The following is a 22,209-nucleotide window of genomic DNA, read 5'->3' as shown; positions in this document are numbered from 1 at the left end:
AATAAAATAATGTTTAAAAATATTACTTTCGGGGCATTTTTACTGATTTCCAGCTTCATTTTTGCTCAAAATACAGCAATGTCCGGAGCGGAAGCGAAGGCTTTTGTTACAAAAATTTCTTCTGAAACCAAACAAATGAAAACGTTACAGAGTGATTTTACACAGACTAAAAAAATGGATTTCCTGGATAAAAACATCGTTACCTACGGAAAAATGTCTTTAAAATCTCCTAATATGCTGAGCTGGAAATATACAAAGCCCTATCAGTACAGCATTGTTTTTAAGGATAACAAAATTTTTATTAATGATCAGGGCAAAAAATCTTCTGTAGATGCAAAAAGCAAAACCTTTGAAAAAATAAATAAACTGATTGTAGGAAGCTCAAACGGGCAGATGTTCAATGATCCGGAATTTGCCGTGAGCTATTTCAAAAACGGAAGCTCAAATATTGCAAAATTTACTCCGAAATCAGCTCAATTGCTGAAATATATTAAGCAGATAGAATTGCATTTTCCTAAGAACCAATCAACGGTTTCGCAGGTTAATATGACGGAAGCTTCGGGAGATACTACAAATATTGTTTTTAAAAACACAAAGATCAATGCGCCGATTGCTGCTTCAGAATTCAGTTTATAGTCTGATTTTTTTAATGCTTTTCTCATGTGAAGCATACAAACTGGAAAACATAAAATCTATTCCCAATTCTGAAAAAACGCTTGAAAATTTATACTTTTCTTCAAATGAAGACTATGTCTATAAATGCCAGATGGATATTTATAAAAATCACGTAAGCGGGATTTTGATTGTAAAAAAACTGAATGAAAACACCCACCGTGTTGTTTTGACATCAGATTTTGGAAATAAATTGATTGATTTTGAAATTTCGAATGATAATTTTAAACTTAATTATGTACTTCCTGATCTTGATAAAAAAATAGTGATCAACTTTTTAAAAAATGACTTCCGGGAACTCCTGAAAAGACAATATCCTGTAAGCGAAAGCTTTGAAAATGAAAATTCTAAAATTTACCTTTCAAAAGTAGATAAAAAGTCCTATTACCTTTTCTTCAACAAAGAAAATGGGCTACTGAAACAAATAGTTTACACAAAAAATAATAAGGAAAAAATCGATTTTACTTTTGATGCAAAAAAACATATCTTCGCGGACAGCTTGAATCTCCAACATAAAGATTTCAGCATCAATATAAAACTATTTCAAATAACTGAAACAGAATAAAATGCAAACCATCCTTACAGACTTTTACATCCTACAATCATACGAAAAAACGGAAAACGGAAGCTTTATTGCAACTATTTCCTTAAACAAAAACCATGATATTTTTAAGGGCCATTTTCCTGGAAATCCTGTGACACCGGGAGTTTGCATGATGCAGATCGTAAAAGAGCTTACCGAAGAGTTTACAGGATTAAAATTATTCTTAAAATCAGCATCAAATGTGAAATTCATGGCCATTATTAATCCTTTTGAAACACCTGATTTGAAATTACAGCTTGAGATTAATGAAACTGATGATCTCATTAAAGTAAAAAATACAACTTCTTTTGGCGAGACTATTGCATTAAAAATGTCAGTAAACTATCAAAAATTGGTATAATGAAACTTATCCTCTCACTTTTAACTGCATTTTTGTTTTTCTTTCAGACTGACCTGGAAGCATTAAGAAACAGCTATGCAAAGGCCAACGCATCAAATGCGAATACCGAAGCGTTTATTAATATTGCAGAAAAACAGTCCGGCTCTGATATCGTGACAAACGGTTATAAAGCTGCCGCTAAGATCATGGAGGCAAAAATTGCCAAACAAAACAGGAAATCACTTGTAAAGAGCGGTGCAACAAGCCTTGAAAGCATCATTAAAAATAATCCTAATAATATCGAATTAAGATTAATAAGATTAAGTGTACAGGAAAATATTCCAAAAATCGTAGGCTACAGAGGAAGCCTTAAAGATGATAAAGCATTTATTTTAAATAATTACAGCAAGCAAAACGCTTCTATGAAAAATTATATTAAAAGATTTGCATCACAGTCTAAAACAATGACCCCACAGGAAAGAGCAACTTTAAAATAAAATAATGACCCTGCCTGAAGTGCAAAATGCAATTTCTCATAAGAGAATCTGCGTTTTAATCCCCACTTATAACAATGAAAAAACTCTGAAAAGAGTGCTGGACGGTGTTTTAGACTACACCGGGAATATTATTGTTGTAAATGACGGCTCCACCGATTCCACCCTGAAAATTTTAAATGATTATCCTCAAATCACCGTAATTAATTTACCTGAAAACAAAGGAAAGGGAAACGGCTTAAAAACGGGTTTCAGAAAGGCAAAAGAACTTGGCTATAACTATGCCATCACCATTGATTCAGACGGGCAGCATTATCCTGACGACATTCCGGTTTTTGTGGAAGTTTTAATGAATGAAAAGGAAGATGTCCTATTCATCGGCAACCGCAACATGTCACAAGACGGCATTCCGAAAAAAAGCAGTTTTGGAAACCGATTTTCTAATTTCTGGTTCTGGTTCGAAACAGGTATCAGGCTGGAAGATACACAATCAGGCTATCGGCTGTACCCGTTACATAAAATCCCGCAAAAATATTTTACACCAAAATTTGAGTTTGAGATTGAAATTATTGTAAGAACAGCATGGAGACATGTTCCGGTGAAAAATGTTCCCATAAAAGTTTTATATGATCCTGAAGAACGGGTTTCCCATTTCAGACCATTCAAAGATTTTACAAGAATCAGCATTCTGAATACGATTTTGGTGACCATCACCCTGCTTTACATTATTCCGCGAAACTTCGTGAATAATTTCAAAAAAAAAAGCATTAGAAAATTTATAAAAGAAGACATTCTTGAAAGTGACGGAACCAACCGTATCAAGGCTTTTTCTATAGCTTTGGGAGTATTTGTAGGGCTTTCACCATTTTGGGGGTTCCATACACTCATTGTGATTTCCCTTGCCGTGCTTTTCAAGCTTAATAAAGTCCTGGCGTTCGTAGCCTCCAATGTGAGCCTGCCGCCGTTTATCCCTTTTATCATTGCGGCTTCGCTGTTTTTGGGAGCACCATTCGTTTCCGGCGACAGCAATATTTTAAATCAGGAATTAAATTTCGAGCTGGTAAAAAATAATCTTCTCCAGTATGTGATCGGAAGTGCGATTTTAGCCACAACAATGTCTGTTTTGGCAGGAATTTCAACCTTTATTTTTCTCAATAAAGTTAGCCCCGAAAATTAATTATTTTAATACAAACTGAACCAGATCATTTAAAAATCCCTGATCAACATTTCCTTTGATCTCATAATCTTTTGGAGACGGCTTCCCTGAACCTTTGATGAACATATGATTCAGGTCAGGATATAATTTAAATACGACTGTCTTGTTATTTTTCAACTTATTTTTCCAAAGTGTAAAATCCTTTTCAGTTACCTGATAATCTCTGCCACCTTGTGCAATAAACATTGGAGCTTTAATTAATTTTACAGATTCAAGAGGTTTATAATCAACAAGATATTTCCAGTAAGCAGCAGATTGTTCCAGAGGAAGTTCAGATTTTGGAGCATTAAGATTAAATGTATTTGAATTCAGAAAATTAACTTTTTTCTTCATATCCTGAACATCTTTTTCAGAAACCCTTGAAGGATCACTTGTGTTGAGATAATTGAACTGTTCCAAGATTAAATCCTGCAGTGGGCGGGCATTTCCAGCCATAAAAACATATTTGGAAGCATTTGCTTTTTCAGCAATTTTTGGCATCAGATAAGCACCCTGGCTGTGACCTAAAATTACAATCTGATAATCTTTAAAGTTTTCATTATTTTTAAAATAATTCGAAATATTTAATGCATCATTAATGGTTTCCTGCTCTACCGTGGACTGATCATCGAAAGTTTCCGGATGAGAATAGGTTCTTTTATCATATCTGTAAGAAGAAATCCCGTTAGCCAATAGATATTCCACAATATCCCTGAAGGGCTTATTTTCTCCCAGCGTTTCATCCCTGTCCTGCGGTCCGGAACCATGAACCAGAATGACAAGCCTTTTTCTATTGTTCTTTTCAGGCTGAAGAAGTGTTCCTTTTAGCTCAATACCATCGCTTTTTATTTTTAAAGCAGTTTTATCATCAGCCTTGTCAAAGATTTTATGCGGAATAAAATAAAATCCTATTATTTTGTTGTTTTCATTAAAAGTAATCTGAATGTCTAATTTTGTTTTTTCAAACTCAGAATAAAAATAATGGGTATCATTTTCATTATTAATTTCAAGAATGTTTTTAAACTTACCCATCTGCATTTCCAGCTGCTCCGGCAATGATTTCAGCTCAGCAACAGGAATTTGTCCGGCAATCGAAGCATCAAAAAATGTATGCGCCTTCTCAGAATTCTTGTCTGCAAATAAAGTCTGAATAAACTGGCTGCCTAAGTCTTTTTTGGTTTGTGCAAATGAAAATAATGATATCAAAATCAAAAACAAGCTTACAATTTTCTTCATGCTATTACTTTAATTTTTTATTAGTTTTTCTTAAATATTTTTCAACATTTTCTTTATCCGGAACTGTTGTTATTTCTTTAGATAAGGCCTTTTCAAATTCAATTTTTGCTTTGGAATATTCTTTTTGATTAAAATAATATTTTCCGACCTGATAATAAACCATCCAAAAATCAGGATTTAATGACTGATAAAGTGGCAGAAAATCATCTGTAATAGCAATTTCTCCGTCAATAGCTTTATTCACTTCAGAGCTCATCATTTTATATTCTTCATAATTTTCAAATTCCTGAGAATCTACAAATGGATCTTTAGCAATATTTAATTCTGATTTTGAAAATTTTCCACTTTTTAAGCGATCATCCGAAAAAATTTCATTCAGGTCATAGCAAACAAACTCGCCTAACTGATAGGGATTCGAAGAGACCCAAACCAACTTTTTCTGAGGCGAGAAGATTACCGCATGATGCGCCAATAATTGATTAATTGCCTTTTCATTTCCATAGCCAATCTTTTCATTTTTAAGTCCGGATTTATCTCTTAAAATCGCCGCCATTTTTTCCGGATTCAGCTTTTTATTTTCCTGTAACAGCTCCTGTAATTTTTCATACCGGTATTCGGAATGGCTTTCTTCAATATGTTTTTTATTTCGTTTATCATCTTTATAAGCTTCAGACTGAAAATGATTGGTGCAAAAAACCCTGCTCGTATTCTCTACTTTATATACTCCGAAATTATCCGGCGAAACTTCAATAATCACCGCGTTTTTGTCGTTCGCACTTCCCACCAAAATAGATTCCGACACGAAAATTTTTCGCTTTTTAGCAATAGCAATGGCTTCATCAATATTCTTTGCATATTGAAGGATTTCTCTGGTCACGAGAGAAATGGGGGTCTTTGCAGTCAGAGGAATCTTAGATTTTCCGGCATTGATTGTTACTGTAATTCCCTCTTTATTCATCCCCGAAACCACACCGATCATGCCCGGCCAGCTCACAGACAGGTAAGGAATTCCTTTATCAGGCTCTACAAATTCTATCAGCTTATTTTTTGCAAAATCGTCTCCCACGTAGAAATCAAAATTTCGCCCGATCAGCAGGTCACCGTCTTCCGTATTTTCTTCCCAGACCGCTAAGGAGGTACATCCTACCATCATCAGATCCTGCATAGCATGGCCAATGTCGTGTGCACCGTGCAGATATAAGCTTCGCAGATATTTAGGCGCAATAAAATCGTATTTATCTGATGAATATTGAGATAATCCATACAGCTCCGCCTGATAATCTTCACGGACATTCAGGTACATTTTTCTGTTGTACCATTTCAGAAAACTTCTCAATAATTTTTGCTTAAACTTTGACGGTACAAAACCTTCCACTTTTGAAAAGAAAATTTCTTCCTGCTTATGCATCAGATTCTGCGTTAAAGCCCCGTTATTATAGCCCAGTTGCAGAGGATTTCCTTTAATATACAATTCCCAGAGCTGCTGCTTGTTTTTGGTTAAATAATTATGATTAAAATTAAAGGTCGAGTCATTGATCTTATTGACTTTTGGAATTTCTAATGTATATTGTTTTACCTCAGGAACGTGTTTTATTGATTTTCTGATTCCGCAGGATGTAAGGTTCAGGATAAGGTTTAGACTAATAAATAGTAAGATCAAAAATCTGTCATTCTGACGATAGAAAGAATCTCTAGCAAGTAATTTAGGTTCTTCGTTAAATTTCGTCTCTTTCAAAATAAAAAATGACCGCATGTTATTTTCTTTCTCCACCTTTATTTTTATTAATCAATTGAGTTAATTTTTCATCAATAACGTCTTTTCCCAGGATTTCCGCACATGTGTTGAAAGCTCCAATGGTACATCCTAAAATCCCATGCATATTCACGGATTGGCCGGTAAGAAAGAGATTGTCAATCTTTGTTCTTGGTGAAACCATTGTTTTCAGAGGGTTTTCCGAGCTTTTAATATAACCATACATATTCCCGTTAAAGCTGCCGATGTAATCACGGTAAGACAAGGGTGAAGAGGTATAAATACGCTTGATGGACGCTCGAAGATCAGGGATTTTCTTTTCCAAGGCAGTGATCATTTTGTCTGCTTTTTCCCTTTTAAACTGATCGTAAAGTTCTCCCCTCTCATCCTCATCGGTTACCGTATTAAATGTATTTTCCCATTGTTTTACCTCATCAAAATCCATATATGAAATTGCAGTAATACTTTCTGCAAAATCCGGGTAATGCTTTGATTGCGTGAATGAAAGCATATAGGTTTCTGGCCAGTTTTTTTCGTCATATTGATAGGCATTCCAAACCAATTCTTCAGATGAGTAATGGTAAATATTGTAATTATAATTCGGGATGGTCTGAGATTTTAGAACAAGATAAACACTAAAACATGAGGAAACCGGTTCCCAGCTTAAAACCCTGTTTAAAAAAGACTTTTTCAAACGTTCCTCGCCGATCAGCCTGATCATGGAACGAACTTCGATGTTTGAAATAAACTGTTTTGAAAAATATTCTTTACCTGCCTTGGTTTTAACACCTGATAAACGATTTTTTTCATTAAAAATCAGTTCACTAACTTCAGAATGCTTGTGGACTTCCGCCCCGCGCTCACGGAGTTTTTTAATTAATAATTTTGAAATCTGGCTTCCTCCTTTTACGCACTTGTAAGCACTTTGAATGTAAGAATTTACCGTCAGGGCATGCACATAAAACGGTACATTTTCAGAATCTCCCGCATAAAGAAAATTAGAACCCAGTAAAACCGATTGTAATCTTTTATCTGAAGTAATAGATTCAATGAATCTTTTTGTATTTAAATGAAGAATTTCTTCGTTATAATAATCTTTTCCCACCACATTGTACCGCGGGAAATTATTGCAGACCCTTTGAATTTCTTCGCAATAATTTTCAAGGTTTTCTCTTTCTTCCGGAAAATAAACTGATAACTGCTCAACGAAATTTTTGTATCCCTGAGCGTGGGGATATTCTATCTCATCGTCTCCAAAAGTAATCTTATCATATCCGTTTTCATCCATCTTCTGAAGATCAAGATCATTCATAATTTCCAGATAAGAAAAATATTGATAAAGATTCTGCCCCTCCGAAAGACCACCTAAATAATGAACACCCGTATCAAAAATAAGCTTATCACGGGAAAATGTCTGCAGATTTCCTCCATACTGGTTATTTTTTTCCAGAACACAGACCTTCATGCCTTCCTTCGCCAAAATAAGCGCCGAAACAAGACCTCCCAATCCGCTGCCGATTACAAGTATGTCAAATTCTTTTTTCAAAGGAGAAAATTGCGTTAAATTAAATCAATATGATAGAGATACTTCAACTTCGCTCAGCATAACACCTAACGCTAACTGCTTATTGAACAGTACATTTGTAGCGACGTCAAGCTGAACGAAGTTGAAGCATCTTTTACAATTGATAATCATGGTTAATTTTAAGAACTAAAAGTAGGAAAATTAATCAATATCATCCCAAAAATCGAAATAATTGAACCATTGAAGAGGATATTTTTTAATCATAGACTCAAGATTTTGGGTGTATGAATTCAAAAGGCCCTGAGCATCGCGCTTTTTGATGTTTTGAGCCACTCGAGCATATAAATGATAGTGCAGTTTTTTTTCTTTCATAACGTACACATACACCACCGGAACACCCAATCGGGAAGCAATAAGGAAAGGGCCTGCAGGAAATTTTGCACTTTTACCGAGCAAATCGCCTTCAAGATATTTTGAACCTTCAAAATACCGGTCACCGGTAAAACAAATCAGTTCATTTTTTGACAAAGCTTCATTAATCTCGAAAATATGCGACATATCTTCTTTAACGTAAATGAATTTGATGTTGCTTTTTTTAACGGAAATACTTTCAAGGTATTCTTTAATCACCGTAACCTCCTGATCTGTTGTAACTAAACTAATCTGCGCATCAAAATCAATATCTGCAAAGAAATGTTCTGCAATTTCAAAATTCCCGATATGTGCGCTGATAAGAACCCCTCCCTTTTTTTCTGCCAGAAGGTTGCGCAGGTTTTCAATTCCGTCAAATTCGTAAGTAAATTTTTCTCTTAATCCCGCAGATATGGCAGTTTTATCAATCAAAGTCTGCCCAAATGTAAAATAGTTTCTGAATAATGAAACCTTAGTTTTCCAATATCCGTAGTTGAGTCTTTTTTGGAAATAATATCTGTAATATTTGTTGCTGTTTTTTTCAAATAAAAAATAGTAAAAAGCGACAAAATAAAGGACAAAATATGAGCTTCGGATCCCGATATTTCTAATGCACCAGACGAATATTTTGTATCCTAAAATCGTACCTTTAGACTTACCTTTCCATTTGTTCATAGTATTAATTTAGCAATGTATCAATTTAACAGTGTAACAATTTATCAGACTTAAAGTATTGGTAAACTGTTAAATTGGTATATTGTTATATTTAATTTAGAGTAAATTTTCAATCGATAATTATGCGTTTTTTTCAGCGATTTTATTTTCGATAGTTGAATAAAAGTCATCGAATGTGACCATTTTCTTGAAGTCTGCTTCACCTAATTTCACTCCGAAATTAGATTCAATCACTACCACCATATCAATATAATCCAGGCTGTCTAAGCCCAGCGTTTTTTTTAAGTTAGCATCATTGCTGATTTCATCGCCATCCACTTCAAACTCATTTATTAAAAAGTCGTTGACGATAGCAACAATTTTTTCCCTTTCCATGTTTTTATTCAAATTTTTTAACAATTAGTGCCGAATTTGTTCCCCCAAATCCGAAAGAATTCGACAAAAATACGTCAATTTTTTGACTTTTTGTTTCGGCGATCAAATTTATCTTTTTTGCCTCATCATCAGGATTTTCCAGATTGATGTTCGGAGCAACGAAATCATTCTGCATCATTAAGATGGAGTAAATAACTTCACTTGCACCAGCCATCCAGCATTCGTGGCCCGTCATGGATTTTGTGGAACTTACCGGAACTTCACTTCCGAAAATTTCGTAAATGGCTTTGGCTTCGTTTGCATCACCAATGGGCGTGGATGTTGCATGAGCATTAATATAATCAATATCTTTTGCCGCTAATCCGGATTGTTTCAAGGCTCTGTCCATGGCCATTGCCGGCCCGTCAACATTCGGTGTGGAAATATGCCCGCCGTTTGAAGAAAAACCGTAACCAACAATTTCAGCTAAAATGGTTGCACCTCTTTTTTGGGCAGATTCCAAACTTTCAACAATGAGAGTCGCAGCGCCGCCACTCGGAATTAAACCGTCTCTTCCCGAATCGAAAGGTCTTGAAGCTTTTGCCGGCTCATCTTCTCGTACTGAAAAAACACCCAATCCATCAAAGCTCGCCATAGAATATTTATTGGTTTCCTGAGCTCCTCCGCAGACAATCATATCCTGAAAACCGTTTTTAATCATCATATAAGCCAGTCCCAAAGAGTGGGAACCGCTTGCACAGGCTGCGCTGATGGTTAAATTAATTCCTCTTAATTTAAAAATAGTGGAAAGGTTCATCGTAACTGTGGAATTCATCGATTTGAAAATCGCTCCTGAACCCATTAAAGTAGTATCTTTTTTTTCTCTTGCAATGTCGATAGACTCTACCACCGCCTGAGAAACACTGTCGTTTCCGTATAAAATCCCGACTTCATGCTGGTCTAAAAATTCCTGGTCGATATTGGCCTGTTTGAGGGCATCCAGCGTTGCTATGTAAGCATATTCGCTTTCTTCACCCATGCTTACGCGTTGTCTGCGGTTTAAAAGATTTTTAAGATCCGGTTTCGGAACAACACCCGTTAATCCAGATCTGAATCCAAACTCTTTTCTTTCATCCACCAAAACAATTCCGGATTTTCCTTGATACAGGGATTCCTTCACCTCTTCCAAAGAAGTTCCGATGCAGGAATAAATTCCCATTCCGGTAATTACAACCCTATTTTCCATTTTAAAAAATTTAACAATGTATCAGTTTACCAATGTAACAATTTTTAAATGAGATTGATATTGGTAAATTGCTACATCGATAGATTGTTACATTCATTAAGAATAGATTCCTCCGTTAATATTAATCACTTCACCAGTAATGTACGATGATTTTTTGGAAGCCAAAAACGCAACTAAATCTGCCACTTCTTCTGCTTCACCGAATCTGTTGGCCGGAATCATTGCTTTTAATTCATCTTCATTGAATTCCTGAGTCATGTCTGTTTTAATGAATCCCGGTGCCACCGCATTTACTGTGATATTTCTTTTTGCCACTTCCTGTGCAAGAGCTTTTGTAGCTCCCACCAAGGCGCCTTTTGCTGCAGAATAATTGGTTTGTCCTGCTGTACCCTTCACTCCGGAAACAGAAACCATGTTGATAATTCTGCCGTATTTATTACGCAACAATTTTTGAATAAAGAAATTCGTTACGTTGAAAAAACCATTTAAACTTGTGTTAATCACAGCATTCCAATCTTCGCTCGGCATCCACATGAAAAGACCGTCTCTTGTAATTCCGGCATTATTTACGATTACCTCAACAACAGATTTAGGATTATTTTCCTGCCATTCCGTTAATATTCTTTGAGTTTCTTCGGCATTTCCTACATCGAATTTAAGAATTTCTCCGGTAGAGCCCAATTCTTCAACTTTAGCCAATGTTTCTTTTGCTGCAGCTTCGTTTGAAGTGTAATTAATTAAAATATGATAATTTTTTTCTTCTGCCAGTTTTATACAGATTGCTCTTCCAATTCCCCTTGAGCCTCCTGTGATGATTGCACATTTCATGTGTTCCTGTTTAATTAGTTTTAGTTTTTAAAAATATTTCTTCATCTTTAGTGTAAACAATTAATTAGATTAAATAATTACATTGTTTTTTAAATATTGTTTTACATTTTCCAGATATGGATACATCACCATATCATTTGAAAATGCAGGGATTATCTTTCTTATTTCATCATATAATTCTTTTGTGGATGATGAAACTTTATCCTGAAAACCAAGATATTCAATGGCCTGAACAATAGTGATTGCTTCAATCGTAAGTACTTCAAAAGCATTTTCAATCACTTTTCTGCAAATCACGGCAGCATTTGTTCCCATGCTTACAATATCCTGATTATCATTATTATTAGGTATACTGTGAACGTACATCGGGTTAGACAGCATCTGGCTCTCCGCCGTAGTAGAAGTTGCCGTAAACTGAACGCCTTGCATCCCGAAATTGAAACCTAATTTACCTAAATTTACAAAAGGAGGCAAGATTTCGTTGATTTTTGAATTTAAAAGATAGTTTAACTGTCTTTCTGCCAACATTGTAAGTTTGGTAACCACAATTTTCAGCTTATCCATTTCCAGAGAAATATAGTCTCCGTGGAAGTTTCCGCCGTGGTACACATGCTGATCTTCAACGTTAATGATTGGGTTATCATTCGCTGAATTGATTTCATTTTCCAAGACTTTCTCCGTATATTCCAATGTATCCAAAACAGGGCCCAAAATCTGCGGAACGCATCTTAAAGAATAATATTCCTGCACTTTTTCTTTGAAAACCTTTTCCTGCTCTTCAAAATGGGTATATAAATGATCTGCTCTTTTTCTGATTAATTTACTGTCCGATAAATGCTCACGCATTCTTGCAGCAATTTTTTGCTGGCCTGCGTGAAGCTTAGTTCCGTTTAACACTTCCGACAAGTGGTCATCGTAGGCCTGTACAATTTCGTTAATTGCACAAGATAATTTAATTGAAATATCAGTTAATTGATTCGCTTTATAAGCATTAACAACACCTATTCCTGACATCACAGAAGTTCCGTTCATTAAAGCTAAACCTTCACGTATCTCTACATGAATTGGTTCAAGATTTTCTATTTCAAAAACTTCTTTTGTGGATTTTCTTTTTCCTTTATAGAAAACTTCGCCCTCACCTATTAAAACTAAAGCCAAATGAGCCAGCTGAACAAGATCGCCACTCGCCCCAACACCTCCGTGCTCGAAGATCAGCGGTGTAATATCCCTGTTTATTAATTCTTTAAGTAAGTTTACAACTGAAACATGCACTCCTGAATTTCCAAGAGACAAAGTATTTAATCTTGCTAGCATACAAGCCTTAACTTCCGTGGAAGGAAGCGGATTTCCAATGCCTGAAGAATGGCTTCTTATTAAGTTATATTGAAGCTGATGCGTATCTTCATCACTTATTTTGAATTGTGCCATCGGACCGAAGCCCGTATTCACACCATAAATTACTTTATTTTTTGAAAATTCTTTTAAAAACTGAAAACTTTCATCCACTCTGGCTAAAAGTGCTGTATCCAGTTCTATATTTTCATTCTTAATAATGATTTTTTTAAAGTCGTTCAGTTCTAAAAAGTTATTTATTTTCATTTATTAAAGTAATAAAAGATAATTTTGTAATTATTAATTAATTGTCATTAATTTGCGGCAAAGATAGAAGTTATTATTAAAATAAAAAATCAAAGATGAGCAAAGAATTTGTTGACGTGCTTGTAATCGGCGCTGGACCTTCCGGATGCGTATCTTCTTCATACTTAAAGAAGAACAACGTCAACGTGAAAGTTGTCGAAAAGACAAAGTTTCCAAGATTGGTGGTTGGGGAAAGCCTGATCCCAAGAGTAATGGATCATTTTGATGAAGCCGGATTATTTCCCGCCCTGGACAAAATGGGCTTTGAAAAAAAGCTTGGCGCCCGCTTTCTTCGTGGTGATGAAGTATGCCTTTTTGATTTCAGTGATAAGTTCGGCGAAGGCTGGGACTGGACATGGCAGGTTCCGAGAGCTGATTTTGATAATACGCTGGCTCAGGAAGTCATTAATAAAGGAATTGACCTTGAATTTGAAACAGAAGTAATTGGTATTGAATTCAATGGAACAGATTCTGTGACAACCGTAAAAAATAAAAACGGAGAAACGAAGGAAATTCATGCGAAATTTGTGATTGATTCCAGCGGTTACGGAAGAGTTTTACCCCGTCTTTTAGATCTGGAAAAACCTTCAAAACTTTCTCCACATTCCGCTATTTTTGCTCATGTAGATGATATTAACAGAGAAGAAGGCACGGAGGGAACATTGATTTCTTTTGATATTATCGAAACTGAAGTATGGCTTTGGGTAATACCATTCTCTAATGGAAATACAAGCATAGGAATTGTAGGTCCTACTGAATATATCGACAAATTATCTGAAAACGGTAATACAACGGAAGCATTAAAAAAAGCAATCTCCCTTTCTGATTATTATGTAAAACGTTTCGGAAATGTAGATTTTCTTTTTGAACCAAAACATCTGAAAGATTATTCTTGTTCTGTTAAAAGCTTATTCGGGAACGGATTTGCTTTAACGGGTAATGCTTCTGAATTTCTGGATCCGGTTTTCTCTTCAGGAATGGCTTTTGCAACGGAATCCGGAATGCTGGCTGCAAAACTGGCCTTACGACAAATGAATGGCGAAACTATTGACTGGCAGAAGGAATACTCAGATTACATTTTATACGGAGTTGATGTTTTCACAACCTATGTAAAAGAATGGTACACCGGGAACCTTCAGGAATTATTTTTCCACCGTCCTGAAAATGAGGATGTAAAAAGAAAAATCTGTGCTGTCTTAGCCGGATATGTATGGAATAAAGACAATCCTTTTGTAAGAAAGCATGATACGGTTATTAAAAACCTTGCAAATCTTATTAAAACTGAAAAACTTAATCAACAATAATAGTTTCGGCGGCCTTTGGCCGCCGAAACTTATTTTAATGCTTTCTTAATTGCTTTACCTATCTCCTTCCCTGTAGCTTCATACGCTCCGGCAATTCTTCCGTATTCCATGACGAAATCTTTATTTTGCGGTTTTCCAAGAATTTTATCTCCCTGCAGCTTCATTATAATTTTTGAAGGATTTTCTGTTTCCACAAATATCATTTCAGATGTAAGCTTCGCTTCCTGCCCTATCAACCCGCCGTGCCATCCTGCATAGATCCACTTTGCATTGATGATCAGTGTATATTTTGTATTGGCTTCTTTTGTGAAAAGTATTGTTTTTGATTTACTGTTTGCTCCTTTTATAAAATAGTTCAGGTATTCCGTATCTTGAAACCTGTTCCATGCATCGTTCCACTTCAGCCAGTCGTTTTCTGTCTTTTTACGATTAGCCAGAACATCTTCTTTTCTTTTTTCAAGATACTGGGCTTCTGTGAAATTTTCTACCTGGTAAAGAGTATTATCAAACTTTAACTGAACATTTACTTCTGTCTGATCTTTTAGAAAGTTGAAAGTACCCTGTTGTATAACCAAGCTATTTTCAGTTTGAGCAAAAGATGTTGTTACAATTGCCAGAAACAACATCATCATTAGTTTTTTCATAGTTATTAATTTTAATAAGCCGCAAATATATTATAAAAAAACAGTCCTGAAGAACTGCTTAATTTATATTTTTTGTTAAATCTCTTGTAGGCCTATCTTAAATCTATAAAAGTGATTGGTTTTCTGCTGTTCGGGTTGTGAACTACTTTAGACAAAATATCGAAATCTACGATTTCAATTTTCGGGCTCACTCTTAATTTTGCGCGGAAATGGTCTCTTACTTCGTTTACAAAGCTTTCAGAATCGCTGTTTGTGCTTACTTTAATAATGATCTCATCTAACCCGATTTCATTTGACTGAATAACAATCTGATAACACAAAATGGAGGTAAAATCATTCAAAATATCATTCATTGCCGGCGGATACAATGTCGTTCCTTTATATTTTATCATCTGCTGTTTTCGTCCGATCACAGGACCTAAACGCATTGTATTTCTTCCGCATTGGCAAGGCTCGTAATGTGCTTTTACTATATCTCCGGTTTTGAATCTCAATAAAGGAAGAGCTTCTACGCCAAGCGTTGTAATAGTTAACTCTCCGCTTTCACCTTCTTTAACAGGATTTCCCTCGTCGTCAAGAATTTCTGTGATAATTAATTCCGGATGATGGTGCCCTCCGTGCTGGAATTCACACTCTGTAAAGGCGGTACTCATTTCTGTGGAAGCATAAGTTGAAAACAACTTAATATCCCATTTTTCTTTAATTTTCTGAGACAAAATATTATCCGTAAAATCCTGATTTTTGATACTTTCTCCGATGCATACTGCACCATAAACGCTGGAATTTTTATAATCAATCCCGTTTTTTTCTGCAAAATCAATCATTTTTAGTAAAAATGAAGGAACAGTGATCAGGTATTTTGGTTTATATCTAAAAATAGAATCCCATTGAAGCTCCGGAATTCCGGGTCCCATCCTTACAACACTCGCGCCCATTTTTCTTAGGCCTAGAAAATATGCAAGCCCGGCCATAAATCTTTTATCAATGGTTGTAATCATCTGCACAACGTCTCCTTTTTGAACTCCTGCACAGGCAAAAGAAATGGCTTCGTTGTAAGCCAGCCTTTCAAGATCATTATCAGACAATCCGAAAGTTACCGGATCGCCCAAAGTCCCTGAAGTGGTGCTGTAGTCTACAATTTTATCAGGAGTGATGCAGAAGAAATCATCATTGTTCTCCTGAATATCATTCTTAGTTGTCGTGGGAATTTTCTGTAAATCTTCCAACGTCCGGATATCCTGGATAATGATATTGTTTTCTCTGAATAATTTCTGATAAAAGGGAGAGTGAGCTTCAAGATAAGCTAAAAGCTCATGAAGTTTTTGCTCCTGAAACTTTTTTATTTCCTGAATATCTGCTTTTTCAATTGATGGATAGAATTCCAAGGGTTTTTATATTTTAGGAGACAAATTTATTTAAAATTAAAAAGATTTAATGATTAAAAGATTTAAAAATTAGACTCGTTATATATTTACTTTGTGAATATTTGTGTTATTTTTAAAAGCAAAGATTATTAAAATCTCTTATATTTAAGAAGGCAAAGGCAAATAAATTTGCTTCACGAAGCTCAAAAACACCGCTTCATTAAATCAACTGGTTGATTCTTCTTTACTCACTTAAAGCTTTTATTATTTAAATTAAAACTTTGCGTAAAAAACGTTTGTTTTAAAAATAATTATCGCTGAAAAGTAAAAGTCTGCGTATTTGTATTTCCAGCAGTATTGATAGTCGTAACTTTCAATGTGTGAGAGCCAGAACCCTTCGGGCATTTTTCATCAAATATGTAAACAAAATCATCCTTTATCCTTGCAAAACGAAGCCATTTCCCATCCAGCTCAGCCCGGAAAGATTCAATATCTCCTATTTTTGTTGATCCTTTTAATCTTAACGAGCTTCCACTTACTAATGAACCGTCTTTCCAGCTCGGAGACACGGAAGGCAGGCTGTTATCCAGCAATATTCTTGCAGTTCCAAGCCTGTTGAATTCCCCTTCTGCCCATTCGCCGCTCCATTTTGCCCTGATGATATTTTTGTCGCTTCCGTAATTAAGTTCTATAACCGTTTTATCCTTTTCCTGATTGAACAACTTTCTGTTAGGCTTAATTTTAAGCGTATAAAAATCATGAACCGGAATGTATGAATTATTCAAAATAACAGCATTTGAAACCGCTTCTCCATCAAGTTTTTCAGACATATTGAAGTTTACCGCATCATACAATGCATTTTTACTTAAAATAATTTCTGCATTTTCTGTTTTGATTGTTTTTGATTCGTTGGGAACAGCCGTTTTAGTATTTGAAGAAATTTTATCTGAAATACTGCTTAGCTGAACTTTCGTTGTCAGCCGGCTGGTATTTCCTTTTACATCCTTTAAAATAATTTCAATCGTGTGAATTTCATTATCTTTAAGGTTAATAATTCCGTCCGAACCTGAACTATAATCAGGCAGCCTCATTCCCGGTAATGCCGATAAATGCTGAATGCTCATTTTATCACGAACGAACTTCGGGTAATCAATACAGCCATTAAGATAGCGGGTATCATCATAATGAACTTTATCAATTTTAAAACTATACACCAATTTTCCATCCATCAGAAGTTCTGCTTCGTAAATTCCCAGATTAAAGCCCTGATTCGCTTTATCCACAGCTTTTACAGCAAAGCTTATCTGAGGAGAATTCACCTGAATAACATTTGAAATATACAAATTTCCCGTTTTTTTCACAGCAAATCCGTTCGCTCCAGGTTCATACGTGCTGAAACGGCGGTCATACCAGTACAATCCACTGATAATAGGAGCAACGCCATCAGGAATATTAAACCCGAAAAGCAGCGGATTAATGCATTCTTCCGTTTTTGTATCTCTGATTTCAAAATGAAGATGCGGTCCTGCCGAACCTCCCGTATTTCCGCTTAAAGCAATTAATTGCCCCTTAGCTACAGGAAACTGTTTGGGCGAAAAAGTAATATCCTGTTCCCATTTTTCATCTTTGTACTGCCTTTCTTTTACAAAATCATCCAGCTTATCGAAATATTTATTCAAATGAGCATAGACTGTGGTGTAGCCATTAGGATGAGTGACATAAACCGCATTTCCAAAACCGTAACGTTCCACTTTTATCCTGCTTACATAACCATCTGCTGCAGCAACGACCGGTAAATTTTCCTGACTGTTAGTTCGGATATCCAATCCCATATGGAAATGATTGGAACGAACGGCTCCAAAATTAGCAGCAAGATTAATGGGAATATTCAATGGGTTTCTAAAATAGCCTTGCGGATAACTATTTTGAGCAAATATTACTGTGTAGCTGATAAAACAAAAAAGTAATATCAATCGAGGAAAGATTTTCATACAGATGGTTTTAAGTGTGTTTTAAAATTACGAAATTTTGTTTTTATTTTCCACAGATGGTTGTGTTCAAAAAATTTAAAAGCAAAGATTTCAATTACTAAGTTTATTAATCAGAAAGCAAAAGCAAATAAATCTGCTGCGCGAAGCTTGAAAACAAACCTTGATCAAATCAACTTGTTGATTCTTCTTTGCTCACTAGATATTAATTATTATTAAATTAAAACTTTGCGTTAAAAATATATGCATGAGTAGAAATTTAAGTTTTGGCTAAAGCCAATGGAATTTGATTTAAATTGAAAACGGGCTAAAGCCCGCCCCTATTGATAAAAATCATTGAAAATTTCAAAAAAACTTCTTAAAATTAATTTAAAAGGTTGACTTATTCACCATTAACAATTCACATTTCAGACATCTCACCATTTATATTTCTGAAACAGAACTTTTTAATCCACAATATCAAAATAAAACATATATTATAAACCGACAAATTTTAGTAAATTTGCCAACTTAATTAATCAACGATATTGATATATTACAATGAGCCAATTTAAAGAATACAAAAACCTCAATCTTATTGACGTAGCAGAGAATGTAGCGGAATTTTGGAAACAAAATAAAACTTTCAATAAGAGTGTTGAGATTCGTGAGGGGCAGCCAGAATTTGTTTTTTATGAAGGTCCGCCTTCAGCAAATGGTATGCCCGGAATTCACCACGTTATGGCCAGAGCATTAAAGGATATTTTCTGTCGTTATCAGACCCAGAACGGGAAGCAGGTTTTCCGTAAAGCGGGTTGGGATACACACGGACTTCCTGTGGAGCTGGGCGTAGAAAAAGAATTAGGAATTACGAAAGAAGATATTGGCAAAAAAATTTCTATTGAAGATTACAACAAGGCTTGTCGTGAGGCAGTAATGCGCTATACAGACGTTTGGAATAACCTTACCGAAAAAATAGGGTATTGGGTAGATCTTGAAGATCCGTATATCACGTACAAGTCAAAATATATGGAAACGGTTTGGTGGCTGTTAAAACAATTGTATGATAAAGGATTATTGTACAAAGGATACACCATTCAGCCTTATTCTCCGAAAGCAGGAACAGGATTATCTTCACACGAGGTAAACCAGCCCGGAGCTTACCGAGATGTTTCTGACACAACAATTGTAGCCCAGTTTAAGACACTTCCGGAAACATTGCCTTCATTTTTACAAGGTTTTGGAGACGTGCATTTCTTAGCCTGGACGACAACACCTTGGACGTTGCCTTCCAACACGGCATTGACTGTCGGACCAAAAATCGATTATGTTTTAGTTAAAACTTTCAACCAGTATACTTTTGAGCCTATCAATATTGTTTTGGCTAAAGCTTTGGTTGGAAAACAGTTCGGGAAAAAATTTGCAGAAGGAACAGATGAAGATTTTGCTAATTATACTTCTGAAACAAAAACTATCCCTTTCAAAATTCTGACAGAATTCAAAGGTGCTGATTTGGTTGGCATTAAATACGAGCAGTTATTGCCTTACGCTTTACCATATCAGAATCCGGAAAATGCTTTCAGAGTAATTTCCGGAGATTTCGTAACGACAGAAGACGGAACGGGTATCGTTCATACGGCGCCGACTTTTGGTGCAGATGATGCGAAAGTAGCGAAAGAAGCTACACCTGAAGTTCCACCAATGCTGGTTTTAAACGAACACGGAAATCCGGTTCCTTTAGTGGATCTACAGGGAAGATTCACTTCTCACATGGGAGATTTTGCCGGCAAATATGTTAAAAATGAATATTATGATGCAGGAACAGCCCCTGAAAAGTCTGTGGATGTAGAAATTGCTATTCGTTTAAAAGAGGAAAATAAAGCCTTTAAGGTTGAAAAATATGTTCACAGCTACCCGCATAGCTGGAGAACAGATGAACCGTTGTTATACTACCCGTTGGATTCATGGTTTGTGAAAATGACTGCCGTAAAAGACAGACTGGTAGATTTAAACAAAGAAATCAACTGGAAGCCAAAATCAACTGGAGAAGGCCGTTTTGCCAACTGGCTGGAAAATATAAACGACTGGAATCTTTCCCGTTCAAGATATTGGGGAATACCTTTGCCGATCTGGAGAACAGATCCTTCCACAGGCTTAGGACAGGCAGAAGAAAAAATCATCGGTTCTGTAGAAGAATTATACAATGAGATCGAAAAGTCAATCGCAGCAGGAGTTATGAAAGAAAATCCATTCAAAGGCTTCGAGATTGGAAATATGTCTGAAGAAAACTATGCTTTGGTAGATTTACATAAAAACATTGTAGACCAGGTAATTTTAGTTTCAGATTCAGGAAGAGAAATGAGACGTGAGAGTGATCTGATCGACGTTTGGTTTGATTCCGGGTCGATGCCTTATGCACAGCTGCATTATCCTTTTGAGAATAAAGAATTAATCGACAGCAATAAAGCATTCCCTGCTGATTTTATTGCAGAGGGGGTTGATCAGACGCGTGGCTGGTTCTATACGCTGCATGCGATCGGAACAGCAGTCTTTGATTCAGTTGCTTATAAAAATGTAATGAGTAACGGGCTTGTTTTGGATAAAACCGGACAGAAAATGTCAAAATCCAAAGGAAATGCTGTTGATCCATTTGAAACTATTTCAATCTACGGACCGGATGCAACGCGCTGGTACATGATTTCGAATGCAAATCCTTGGGAAAACCTGAAATTCGATATCGAAGGAATTGATGAGATCAGAAGAAAGTTCTTCGGGACACTTTATAACACGTATTCATTCTTTGCTTTGTACGCGAATGTGGACGGATTTAATTATTCTGAAAAAGATATTCAAAACCGTCCGGAAATCGACAGATGGATTTTGTCTGAATTAAATTTATTAATCAAAGAAGTAAAAGCATTCTACGAAGATTACGAGCCCACAAGAGTTGCAAGGTCGATCAATACATTCGTAAACGACAACTTAAGTAACTGGTACGTAAGATTATGCAGAAGACGTTTCTGGAAAGGAGATTATTCCGATGATAAAATCTCTGCTTACCAGACTTTATATACTTGTCTTGAGGTTGTTGCAAAATTATCCGCACCGATTGCGCCGTTCTTTATGGACCAGCTGTATCAGGATTTAAATAAAGTAACAGGAAAAGAAAATGCTGAATCTATTCACCTGACAGATTTCCCTGTTGCAGATGAGAGCTTAATAGATCAGGATCTGGTTGAAAAAACGCATTTGGCGCAGAGCATTACAAGCATGGTTTTCTCTTTAAGAAAAAAAGAAAACGTAAAAGTTCGTCAGCCGTTACAGAAAGTATTAATCCCTGTTTTGGATTCAAAAACGGAAGAGCAGATTTCTGCGGTTTCTGAATTAATCAAGCAGGAAGTAAATGTTAAAGAAATTCAATTAATCAATGCGGAAGAAGCATCACATTTAATTGTAAAACAAATAAAAGCGAACTTCAAAGCGCTTGGTCCTAAGCTGGGGAAAGACATGAAAACGGTTGGAGGAGAAATTGCAAATCTTGATGCAGAGCAGATTTCAAAATTAGAAAAAGAAGGAAAATTAGACATTCAGGGATATGAAATTATAACTGATGATGTAGAAATTTCCACAAAAGATATTCCGGGATGGACGGTAACTTCTGATGGTAAAACAACTGTGGCATTAGATTTGACGTTAACAGACGAGTTAAAATCTGAAGGAATTGCAAGAGAGTTTATTAACAGGATTCAGAACCTGAGAAAAGATAAAGATTTCGATTTAACGGACAGAATTAACATCTTTGTGGAAGAATCTTCACCATTCTTACATGATATTAAGAAAAATGAAGAATATATTTCATCAGAGGTCTTGTCAAATAAAATAGAAATTGTATCTTCACTTTCAAATTTTAACGAAATCGAAATAGATGAGGTTAATTTCAAGATAAATGTTGAAAAAAATTAACATATAGTTATTGTTTT

Annotated in this window: 18 protein-coding genes; 7 read left to right on the top strand and 11 right to left on the bottom strand. The window is 35.6% G+C overall.

Features of this window, described 5'->3' with window-relative positions; translation table 11 throughout:
* The first annotated feature begins 9 nt into the window (after positions 1-9).
* The 5 genes from H560_RS0104375 to H560_RS0104355 are packed head-to-tail and all read left to right on the top strand — an operon-like array spanning position 10 to position 3,266.
* The gene (locus H560_RS0104375; RefSeq protein ID WP_027378915.1) at positions 10-636 is read left to right on the top strand and encodes a LolA family protein; all 627 of its coding nucleotides are present in this window, start codon (positions 10-12) and stop codon (positions 634-636) included.
* Complete coding sequence (locus H560_RS0104370) at positions 602-1,237, top strand: hypothetical protein (RefSeq protein ID WP_027378914.1); 636 nt, start codon at positions 602-604, stop codon at positions 1,235-1,237. The genes H560_RS0104375 and H560_RS0104370 overlap by 35 nt, the downstream gene beginning before the upstream one ends.
* 1 nt (position 1,238) lies before the next feature.
* A complete protein-coding gene (locus H560_RS0104365) occupies positions 1,239-1,616 on the top strand; it encodes a 3-hydroxyacyl-ACP dehydratase (protein WP_155844956.1) in 378 nt (125 codons plus the stop codon).
* The gene (locus tag H560_RS0104360; protein ID WP_027378912.1) at positions 1,616-2,092 is read left to right on the top strand and encodes a hypothetical protein; all 477 of its coding nucleotides are present in this window, start codon (positions 1,616-1,618) and stop codon (positions 2,090-2,092) included. Before H560_RS0104365 ends, H560_RS0104360 begins: the two co-directional genes overlap by 1 nt.
* A 4-nt stretch (positions 2,093-2,096) precedes the next feature.
* Positions 2,097-3,266 carry a DUF2062 domain-containing protein gene (locus H560_RS0104355; protein ID WP_051289138.1) on the top strand — a complete coding sequence of 390 codons (1,170 nt, stop codon included), beginning with the start codon at positions 2,097-2,099 and terminating at the stop codon, positions 3,264-3,266.
* Here the strand turns inward: H560_RS0104355 and H560_RS0104350 are convergent, their stop codons facing one another.
* The 8 genes from H560_RS0104350 to H560_RS0104315 form a co-directional block, all read right to left on the bottom strand.
* Positions 3,267-4,520: an alpha/beta hydrolase gene (locus H560_RS0104350; protein ID WP_034752176.1), complete on the bottom strand. Its 1,254-nt coding sequence runs from the start codon at positions 4,518-4,520 to the stop codon at positions 3,267-3,269.
* A 4-nt stretch (positions 4,521-4,524) separates the two neighbouring features.
* Positions 4,525-6,291 carry a C45 family autoproteolytic acyltransferase/hydolase gene (locus H560_RS0104345; protein WP_228372413.1) on the bottom strand — a complete coding sequence of 589 codons (1,767 nt, stop codon included), beginning with the start codon at positions 6,289-6,291 and terminating at the stop codon, positions 4,525-4,527.
* Positions 6,275-7,819, bottom strand: a complete 1,545-nt coding sequence (locus H560_RS21065) for a phytoene desaturase family protein (protein WP_034752174.1) — start codon at positions 7,817-7,819, stop codon at positions 6,275-6,277. The genes H560_RS0104345 and H560_RS21065 overlap by 17 nt, the downstream gene beginning before the upstream one ends.
* Positions 7,820-7,999: 180 nt before the next feature.
* The gene (locus H560_RS0104335; protein WP_027378908.1) at positions 8,000-8,884 is read right to left on the bottom strand and encodes an LpxL/LpxP family acyltransferase; all 885 of its coding nucleotides are present in this window, start codon (positions 8,882-8,884) and stop codon (positions 8,000-8,002) included.
* 120 nt (positions 8,885-9,004) lie between these two features.
* A complete protein-coding gene (locus tag H560_RS0104330; protein ID WP_027378907.1) occupies positions 9,005-9,259 on the bottom strand; it encodes an acyl carrier protein in 255 nt (84 codons plus the stop codon).
* Between the two features lie 4 nt (positions 9,260-9,263).
* A complete protein-coding gene (locus tag H560_RS0104325) occupies positions 9,264-10,484 on the bottom strand; it encodes a beta-ketoacyl-[acyl-carrier-protein] synthase family protein (RefSeq protein WP_027378906.1) in 1,221 nt (406 codons plus the stop codon).
* A 96-nt stretch (positions 10,485-10,580) separates the two neighbouring features.
* The gene (fabG, locus tag H560_RS0104320) at positions 10,581-11,312 is read right to left on the bottom strand and encodes a 3-oxoacyl-ACP reductase FabG (RefSeq protein WP_027378905.1); all 732 of its coding nucleotides are present in this window, start codon (positions 11,310-11,312) and stop codon (positions 10,581-10,583) included.
* Positions 11,313-11,381: 69 nt separating this feature from the next.
* Entirely contained in the window at positions 11,382-12,911 is a 1,530-nt protein-coding gene (locus H560_RS0104315) for an HAL/PAL/TAL family ammonia-lyase (RefSeq protein WP_027378904.1), read from the bottom strand.
* 95 nt (positions 12,912-13,006) lie between these two features.
* On the opposite strand from H560_RS0104315, the gene H560_RS0104310 reads away from it, so the two are divergent.
* Positions 13,007-14,254, top strand: coding sequence for an NAD(P)/FAD-dependent oxidoreductase (locus H560_RS0104310; protein WP_027378903.1), 1,248 nt, complete (start codon positions 13,007-13,009; stop codon positions 14,252-14,254).
* Between the two features lie 29 nt (positions 14,255-14,283).
* On the opposite strand, the gene H560_RS0104305 is transcribed toward H560_RS0104310, so the two are convergent.
* The 3 genes from H560_RS0104305 to H560_RS0104295 all read right to left on the bottom strand — a co-directional run bounded on the left by H560_RS0104305 (position 14,284) and on the right by H560_RS0104295 (position 18,253).
* Entirely contained in the window at positions 14,284-14,898 is a 615-nt protein-coding gene (locus tag H560_RS0104305; protein ID WP_027378902.1) for a hypothetical protein, read from the bottom strand.
* 92 nt (positions 14,899-14,990) lie between these two features.
* On the bottom strand, positions 14,991-16,283 hold the full coding sequence (locus H560_RS0104300; RefSeq protein ID WP_027378901.1) for a phenylacetate--CoA ligase family protein: 1,293 nt from the start codon (positions 16,281-16,283) through the stop codon (positions 14,991-14,993).
* 290 nt (positions 16,284-16,573) lie between these two features.
* Complete coding sequence (locus tag H560_RS0104295; RefSeq protein WP_027378900.1) at positions 16,574-18,253, bottom strand: M23 family metallopeptidase; 1,680 nt, start codon at positions 18,251-18,253, stop codon at positions 16,574-16,576.
* Between the two features lie 537 nt (positions 18,254-18,790).
* On the opposite strand from H560_RS0104295, the gene ileS reads away from it, so the two are divergent.
* Positions 18,791-22,192 (top strand): isoleucine--tRNA ligase, encoded by a 3,402-nt coding sequence (gene ileS / locus H560_RS0104290; protein WP_027378899.1) that lies wholly within the window; start codon positions 18,791-18,793, stop codon positions 22,190-22,192.
* The last annotated feature ends 17 nt before the right edge of the window (positions 22,193-22,209 follow it).

Source organism: Chryseobacterium daeguense DSM 19388 (genome assembly GCF_000430825.1).
GTDB lineage: Bacteria > Bacteroidota > Bacteroidia > Flavobacteriales > Weeksellaceae > Chryseobacterium > Chryseobacterium daeguense.
This window is presented reverse-complemented; position numbering and strand designations above follow the sequence as displayed.